The sequence below is a fragment of the Streptomyces sp. genome (assembly GCF_036566765.1).
In the GTDB taxonomy this organism is placed as follows: domain Bacteria; phylum Actinomycetota; class Actinomycetes; order Streptomycetales; family Streptomycetaceae; genus Streptomyces.
Map to the genome: position 1 here is coordinate 1 of NZ_DATCVQ010000757.1, position 7,408 is coordinate 7,408.

8 protein-coding genes and 1 pseudogene are annotated in these 7,408 nt (G+C 73.9%); 3 read left to right on the forward strand and 6 right to left on the reverse strand.

Annotated features, from left to right (window positions below; translation table 11 throughout):
• A partial coding sequence (locus VIU94_RS43740) for a molybdopterin-dependent oxidoreductase (protein ID WP_331921146.1) occupies nucleotides 1–1,181 on the forward strand: 1,181 nt, incomplete at its 5' end.
• 11 nt (nucleotides 1,182–1,192) lie between these two features.
• Here VIU94_RS43740 and VIU94_RS43745 read toward each other — a convergent pair.
• From VIU94_RS43745 to VIU94_RS43760, 4 genes and pseudogenes are all read right to left on the reverse strand, one after another.
• Nucleotides 1,193–1,360 (reverse strand): annotated as a pseudogene (locus VIU94_RS43745) (lysine transporter LysE); the annotation flags it as partial.
• 232 nt (nucleotides 1,361–1,592) lie between these two features.
• On the reverse strand, nucleotides 1,593–2,099 hold the full coding sequence (locus VIU94_RS43750; protein WP_331921148.1) for a hypothetical protein: 507 nt from the start codon (nucleotides 2,097–2,099) through the stop codon (nucleotides 1,593–1,595).
• A 150-nt stretch (nucleotides 2,100–2,249) separates the two neighbouring features.
• Nucleotides 2,250–2,633 (reverse strand): hypothetical protein, encoded by a 384-nt coding sequence (locus VIU94_RS43755; RefSeq protein WP_331921150.1) that lies wholly within the window; start codon nucleotides 2,631–2,633, stop codon nucleotides 2,250–2,252.
• Between the two features lie 66 nt (nucleotides 2,634–2,699).
• A complete protein-coding gene (locus VIU94_RS43760; protein WP_331921152.1) occupies nucleotides 2,700–3,527 on the reverse strand; it encodes a hypothetical protein in 828 nt (275 codons plus the stop codon).
• Nucleotides 3,528–3,776: 249 nt separating this feature from the next.
• On the opposite strand from VIU94_RS43760, the gene VIU94_RS43765 reads away from it, so the two are divergent.
• Complete coding sequence (locus VIU94_RS43765; protein ID WP_331921154.1) at nucleotides 3,777–5,024, forward strand: YncE family protein; 1,248 nt, start codon at nucleotides 3,777–3,779, stop codon at nucleotides 5,022–5,024.
• A gap of 23 nt (nucleotides 5,025–5,047) precedes the next feature.
• On the opposite strand, the gene VIU94_RS43770 is transcribed toward VIU94_RS43765, so the two are convergent.
• On the reverse strand, nucleotides 5,048–5,611 hold the full coding sequence (locus VIU94_RS43770) for a DJ-1/PfpI/YhbO family deglycase/protease (RefSeq protein WP_331921156.1): 564 nt from the start codon (nucleotides 5,609–5,611) through the stop codon (nucleotides 5,048–5,050).
• Nucleotides 5,612–5,721: 110 nt separating this feature from the next.
• Here VIU94_RS43770 and VIU94_RS43775 point away from each other — a divergent pair, with 110 nt between their 5' ends.
• Nucleotides 5,722–6,780, forward strand: a complete 1,059-nt coding sequence (locus tag VIU94_RS43775; protein WP_331921158.1) for a GNAT family N-acetyltransferase — start codon at nucleotides 5,722–5,724, stop codon at nucleotides 6,778–6,780.
• Nucleotides 6,781–6,826: 46 nt separating this feature from the next.
• Here VIU94_RS43775 and VIU94_RS43780 read toward each other — a convergent pair.
• Nucleotides 6,827–7,408, reverse strand: a 582-nt coding sequence (locus VIU94_RS43780) for a TetR/AcrR family transcriptional regulator (RefSeq protein WP_331921160.1), incomplete at its 5' end; no start/stop codon positions are given.

Genomic DNA, 7,408 nt, shown 5'->3' on the forward strand with positions numbered 1-7,408 from the left:
CCCTGCCGTCCCTGGTGGGCGCGGCGGCCGGCGCGGCCCTGGTGTACTGGCAGGTCGGCCGCCTCGTGACCCGCCCCGGCGCGCCGGCCTGGGGCCGACGGCGCTTCCTCGTCGCGGCGGGCGGAACGGCCGTGGCCGCCACCGGCGTGGCCGTGCTCGGCCGGGCTCTCGGCTCGACCCGCTCCAAGGACGCGGAGGCGTCCCGGGCGTCGGTTCGGCTGCCCCGCCCCGACGTCCCGGCCCCGCCGCGCCCGCGCGGCGCGCAGCTCGCCGTCGCGGGCGTCAGCCCCTTCATCACGCCGAACAAGGACTTCTACCGGGTCGACACGGCCCTCCTCGTCCCCAAGGTCGACGCCGACACCTGGCGACTGCGCGTCCACGGGCTAGGGGTGACGAAGAACCTGACGCTCACATTCCAAGACCTCCTGGAGCGCCCGGTCCTGGAACGCGACCTCACCCTCAACTGCGTCTCGAACGAGGTCGGCGGCCCCTACATCGGCACCGCCCGCTGGACCGGCGTCCGCCTCGCCGACCTGCTCCGCGAGGCAGGGGTGCGGCCTCCGTCGCGGGGCGGCCCGGCCGACCAGATCGTGGCCCGGTCCGTGGACGGGATGACCATCGGCACGCCGGTCGAGGACGTCATGGACGGCCGGGACGCCCTGCTCGCCTTCGGGATGAACGGCGAACCGCTCCCCTTCACCCACGGCTTCCCCGTCCGGATGCTCGTCCCCGGCCTGTACGGATACGTCTCCGCGTGCAAGTGGATCGAGGAGATCGAGCTGACCACATTCGATGCCTACGACGCGTACTGGGCGCGGAACGGCTGGTCGGCCAAGGCCCCGGTCAAGACCCAGTCCCGCATCGACACCCCGCGGGGCTCCGCCCGGCTCCGCGCCGGGACGGTGATCGTCGCGGGCGTCGCCTGGGCGCAGCGGCGGGGCATCGAACGCGTGGAGGTGCGGGTCGACGAGGGCCCCTGGGAGCGTGCCGAACTCGCCGCCTCGGATGGCCCGGACACCTGGCGCCAGTGGTTCTGGCGCTGGCCGGCGACCCCGGGCGAGCACACCCTGGCGGTCCGCGCCACCGACGGCAGCGGCGAGACCCAGACGGCCCGCCGCGTCGGCACGATGCCGGACGGCGCGACGGGCCGGCACGAGATCCGCGTGACCGTGGAGGGCTAGCAGGCACTGATTCACGCTGCGGTGACGAGCAGTTGGACCGCGAGGACCACGATCAGCCCGCTGGACGCCGTCGCCGTGATGAGCCGTCCCCGGTCACCGGTCAGCGACCGGCCGAGGAGCGCGCCGCCCGAGGCGAGCAGCAGCTGCCAGCCGGCCGAGGCGGCGAACGCAGCCGCCACGGTAGGTCGCGACCGCTCCGACCGGCATGGCGATGCCGAGCCCGGCGAGCAGCCCGGCGACCAGCGCCCCGCTCATGCGTGCGCGGGAGCGGGCCTCCGACGGCAGCCGGTCTGCTGCTGCTCCCGCACCGAACGGTCGGCGGGGATCAGCGGCAGCGAGGCGTTGAAGGTCGTGTTCATGCGCCGGATCCTGTCGAAGGCCCGCTCGTCACGACAACCGGGTTTTCCGGCGTCACGCGGCAGGTGGCCGGGGCAGCTCCATCAGGGCGCGTGCGGCGGTACGGATCTCCTCCCCGGCGGCCTCCACCCGGGCCGGCTCGTCCTGCGCGTCGATGCCGTACGCGAGAGAGAAGCCGTGCACGATCGGCCTGACCGCGGTCTCGAAGGAGCTACCGGGGCGGGCCAGGTCCCAGACCCTGTCCGCCCCCGCGACCGGATCGAGCGTGCCGTCCACGATTCGCGTGAGGATGCGCCGGACCAGCGCCCACTCGGCCTCGGCCTGCGTGGTCGGCAGCCCGTCCCGGAGGCCGAGTTCGTCCAGGACGGACTCGAAGAGGTCGGAGGCCTCCGGCTCCTCGCGCCGGGTCAGCCCGGCGAGCTGGGCGAGCGAGGGCGAGTCCACTCCGGCGAGCAGGGCGTCGAGCCCCGCCTGGATGCACCGGTCGGAGGCGGCCATGCCGTACGCGCGCCGCTCGGTCGCGAGCTCCCGCAGCCGCTCGATCGCCTCGTCCTCGGTCATGACCGTCCCCCGTACGCCTCGCATCCGCCCCCGTGGAGCGCGACCGTAGCAGCGGGAGCGGGCCCTCGAACGGGCATTTTCCGCCGCGCCGGGCGCGCGTGCGGCCGTGCGCCCTCGAGTGCGAGTCCGCCTTCCCCCGCCCACCGACCGTCAGTGGCGCGCGTCCTGCTGGTAGGCGTCCGTCACGCAGTCCTGCGCGCACTCGGCCCGCTCGTACTGCCGCCGCAGCGCGTCGCGGGCCTGCCAGTGAGGGACCCACACGTAGCCGAACTGCTCGTCCAGTACCCGCAGGACGTCGTCCACCGTCACGATGGCCGGCTCGCCGGGCCCCGCCGCGGCCCGCGACGACGCGATCGCGAGGTCTGCGGCGCGGAGCAGGTGCCGGTGGTAAAGGCGCGCGTCGACGGTGCGGGCCCGGACCCGCGACAGGGGGCGCACGGCGCGGCCCTTCCACACGACCCCGGCGGCCATCAGCACCACCCCGGAGCCGATCACGAGCAGGCCGACGACAGTATCGGCTCCCAACGTCCGCACCTCCGCGGCCTCCTTCGGCATCCGGTTCCCCAGCCGCGTTCCGTCCCCGCGTCCCGGTCCCGTCTGCTAGGAGTTCTTCCCTCCCGGCGTCGGTTCCCACGCCTCCGCGGGCCCGGATTCGTACAGGACGGTGTGGAACCGGCCCGGCCCCGTCGGCCCCGTCTCCTCCCGTCCCGTCGGGTCCGCGCCCAGTGCCCGGACCGCTTCGACGGCGAAGGCCTGCTCGCGCGCGTCGGTGAACAGCCGCTGCGGATACGTCCGGGAGACGTCGGCGACCGTGCGCAGCCCGTGCGCGGCCAGGCACTCGGCGACCGGCGCGTACGAGACCGTGCGCAGCACGAACGCGCTCACCCGCAGCGGCCGCTGCGCGCAGTCGAGCAGCGCGTCGAAGGTGCGCCGGGTGAGGTAGCTGCCGCCGCCGGTCAGGGTGAGCAGGCCGACCCCGCCCATCGCCTTCCGCAGCCGCTCGCTCGGGGCGTCGCGCTCCAGGTTCTCGGCGTACGCGTCGTCGAGCAGGCCGACGTCCTGGGCGTAGTGCAGCGCCCGGCCGGCGATGTCGAGCCCGATGACCGGGACGGCGTCCGCGCGACGCCGCGCGCCGTAGAACTGTTTGTCCCGCAGGACGAGTTCCGCGGTCGTCAGGTGCTCGACGTCCGGGGCGGTGTAGTGCGCGTACAGCTCCGCCAGCGTCACCTCGTGGTTGAGCAGGGCCGCGTTGATGCCGTACGAGCAGCACAGGTCCAGCACCGCCCCGGTGCCCGGGCCGGCCGCGGCGCGCCGGAACGCGGCCTGCGCGTGGTGCGGGATCTCGTACCCCAGCGGCGCGAGGCGCCGGAAGTACGTCCGCGGGTCGGGCTGGTCGTAGATGTCGTCGAACCGCGCCTTGCCGGCCATGGCGTACGCCTCCCTACACGTCCAGGGTCTCGCACATTGCGAACCCGGAGCGATCCTGTGCGCCGCCCGCCCCTTCCCTCCCGTACGCATCGGGGGCGCACGGGTGCGGCAGCCGTTCGGTTCGGCGGCGAGGACGGGCCGCATCCGGACTGGTTCGTGCAGGAGTCTTGTCACCTGGCCCCGACCTCCCTACGGTTCCGGTTACTTACTCGAAAGTAACCACAAGAGGACCCCACCGGGAGGACCATCGTGTCTGCCGCACCGCAGGGCCGTGCCCGCCGGACGGCCGGGTGCATCGCCGCCGTGCTCGCCGTGCTCGCCGCCACCGGGTCGGGAGCCGCTCCGGCGGCGGCCGACCCCCCGCTGCGCGAGGTGATGTTCGTCGGCAACAACTGGGAGGGCACCGCCGACGTCGTCGCGTCGCGCGGCGACTTCGCCCGGATAGGCCGGATCAATGTCATCCCGGACAAGGCGGAGCGCCTCCGCGAGATCTACCTCAACCCGGTGAAGCTGGCGTTCTTCCTCGGCATCCGGGAGAGCGCGGGCGAGGGCCACGACCAGTTCGTCGACGACATGTACTCCACCCCCGACGGCACCGCCGTGGTCGTCTCCCGGCCGAGCTTCGCTGACGTGGTCTCCCTCGACCTCGCCACCGGCCGGATCAACTGGCGCTTCCCCGTCTCCGGGTTCCGCTCCGACCACATGGCCGTCTCGCCCGACGGCGAGCGGGTCGCCGTCTCCGCGTCCACCTCGAACACGGTGCACGTCCTCGACATCCGCAGCGGCCGCGAACTCGGCTCGTTCAAGGCCGGCGACAAGCCGCACGAGAACGTCTTCAGCCGCGACGGCCGGCACCTGTGGAACATGGCGATCGGCGAGGTCAACACGGCGCTGGACGCCCCCTGGCTGGACTTCACCAAGGGCGACCGTCGCATCACCGTCGTCGACGCCGCCACCTACCGCCCGGTGCGCACCATCGACATGCGCGAGCGGCTGGACGCCTTCGGCCGCAAGGACCTCTCCGACGCGGTCCGCCCGGTCGCCTTCACGCCCGACGAGCGCACCCTCTACTTCCAGGTGTCGTTCTTCAACGGCCTGGTCGAGTACGACGTGGCCGCCGACAAGGTCACCCGCGTCAAGACCCTGCCGAAGAACCCCGCCACCAGCGAGGACCGCACGAGCTGGGTCAACGACTCGCGCCACCACGGCCTGTCCATGAGCCCCGACGGGGACAAGATGTGCGTCGCCGGAACCATGGACGACTACGCCGCCGTCGTGGACCGCGAGACCCTCCAGGAGGGGCCCCTGATCCCCGCCGACAAGCCGTACTGGGCGACCGTCAGCGGCGACGGCAAGGCCTGCGTGATCTCCGAGAGCGGCGCCGACCGGATCACCGCGATCGACTTCGCCACCGGCCGGAAGATCGCCTCGGTGCCGGTGGGCGACCACCCGCAGCGCGTCCGCGTCGGCCACGTGACCGCCGACTGGCGCCGCTAGCCCCCTCAGACCGGCAGGTTCGTTCAGCCCGTACGCAGTGCCTCCGCGATCGCGGCCGCGAAACGGTCCAGGTCGCGGGGGCGGCGCGAGGTGATCAGCCGGTACCCGCCCCCGTCGTCGATCACGACCTCCCGGTCCACCCACGTCCCGCCGGCGTTCGACAGGTCCGCGCGCAGCGTCGGGTACGAGGTGAGCTCCCGGCCCGCGGCGAGCCCGCTGTCCACGAGCAGCCACGGGCCGTGGCAGATCGCCGCCACCACCTTGCCCGCGCCGGCGAACTCCGAGACGAGGCGCTGCGCGTGGTGGTCGATCCGGAGCCGGTCCGCGTTCACCGTGCCGCCCGGCACCACCACCGCGTCGTAGCCGTCCGCCGACACTTCCGCGAACGTGGCGTCGGGCCGGATCCGCTCGCCCGGACGCCGGTCCGAGACCACCGTCTCGATGTCGTCGGACGTGCGCGCCGCCACGGTGACCCGGGCGCCGGCCCCGCGCAGCGCGGACACCGGCTTCTGCAGTTCGACCTGTTCCGTGCCGTGGTTCGTCGTGATGACCAGCACGTTCCGGCCTTCCAGCGGCCTCTCTGACATCCCCGCCTCCCAGCGCGGCTCGGTGCATCCACCGTTTTCAGCCTCGCTCGACGACACTCGGGGCGCAAAGCGGTAGCCCGCGTGGCGCGCACGACTTAGGGTCAGCGCCCATGACGATCATGGGAGCAGACGACATCGACGCGGCGGTGGCACTCACCGCCGCGTCTCTTCGTACGGTGACGGACCGGGACTGGTCGGTCCACGCCGCGGGGCTCGAGTGGAGCTGTTACGACACGGCGGTGCACATCGGCAGCGACTTCACGGCCTACGCCGGGCAGTTGACCGGCCGGGCGACCGACGCCTACGTCCCGTTCGAGATCTCCGCCGACCCCGGCACCACCCCGGAGGGGCTGGTCCGGATCGTCGAGGCGACCGGCGGGCTGCTGTCCGCGGTGGTCCGGACGGCCCCCGAGGACGTGAAGGCCTGGCACCCCTTCGGCAGCGCGGGCGGCGACGGCTTCGCCGCCATGGGCGTCCTCGAAGTGCTCCTGCACACGTACGACATGCTCGGCGCGCTCGACGTCCCCGACTGGCAGGGGCCCGCGGCGCTCGGCGCCAAGATCCTCGACCGGCTCTTCCCGCACACCCCGCGCAGCGACGACGCATGGCAGGACCTGCTGTGGGCCACCGGCCGCGCCGAGCGACCCGGGTTCGGCCGGCTCGGCGCGTGGCGCTGGTACGCCGAACCGCTGCGGGGCGAGCGCGTGGTGCTCTGCGAGGTGTCGCCGAGGGTGGCGGACGACCTGTACGCGGGCGGCGCCGGCGGCTTCGCCTGGGCGGACGGCGGGCCCGGCGAAGGAACCCGCGGGGCGGCCGGGCGGGTCGTGAAGGCCCGGGACGAGGGCCGGTTCCGGCCGGGCTGGGGCTCGTACGCGATCGTGCGCGCCGACGACGGCTTGGCCGTGGGCGGCATCGGCTTCCACACTGTGCCCGACGGGGACGGCGCCGTCGAGATCGGCTACGACGTCGTGGACTCGGCCCGCGGGCAGGGCTACGCCACGGAGGCCGTACGGGCCCTCGCCGACTGGGCGTTCGCCCAGCCGGAGGTCGCCTCCCTGCGGGCACGCGTCGACGGCGACAACGATGCCTCGCGGCAGGTGCTGGCCCGCGCCGGCTTCGCCGAGACGGGCGCCGTCTGCTACGAACTCAGAAGACCGGCGGCCGTCTGACAGCATCCGGGGCGCGGGTCCGTCCGAACGGTCTCCCCGGCGCGGGTCAGCCGCCGAGGACGCCGGCCTGCCGGCCCACGCCCCGTAGCAACGTGTCGACGACGAGGGTGGCGAGCGCGTCGACGTCCTGCCCTCCGCCCCCCTCCGCTCCATCCCGCTCCGGGCCGCGCGCCTCCGCCGCGCTCCTGCGCTCGTGCGCGGCCTCGTGGATCAGCGCGTAGTACACCCGGCGGGCCCAGTCCAGGTCCGCGTCGGGGCGCAGCACGCCCGCGTCCCGAGCCCTGCGGAACAGCAGATCGCACTGCTCCAGGACCTCCGCGTGGACCCGTGCGGTCTCCGGGTCCTCCGGTGCGCTCCGGCTCATCGCGAAGCCCCAGCCGATCTTGACCCGCAGCACGTTGGCCGTGACTTGGTAGAGCGCCACGAGCGGCGGCGCACCGGCCGGGCTGCCGCCGAGCACCGCCTCGTGGAACTGCCGGGTCGCCCAGGCGGTCAGCGCCTCGACCAGCGCCTCCCGGGTGGCGAACCGCCGGTGCACGGTCGTGCGCGCCACGCCCGCCGCCTCGGCGATCTGCTCCATCGTCGCCGCCGGGTTGTCGCTCAGGACCCGCTCGGCGGCCGTCAGGAT

What these genes read in the sequence shown, in the direction of transcription:
- VIU94_RS43760 (WP_331921152.1), bottom strand. Translation starts at nt 3,527, where the DNA reads ATGGCCGGCAAGGCGCGGTTCGACGACATCTACGACCAGCCCGACCCG.
- VIU94_RS43750 (WP_331921148.1), bottom strand. Translation starts at nt 2,099, where the DNA reads ATGACCGAGGACGAGGCGATCGAGCGGCTGCGGGAGCTCGCGACCGAG.
- VIU94_RS43770 (WP_331921156.1), bottom strand. Translation starts at nt 5,611, where the DNA reads ATGTCAGAGAGGCCGCTGGAAGGCCGGAACGTGCTGGTCATCACGACG.
- VIU94_RS43775 (WP_331921158.1), top strand. Translation starts at nt 5,722, where the DNA reads ATGACGATCATGGGAGCAGACGACATCGACGCGGCGGTGGCACTCACC.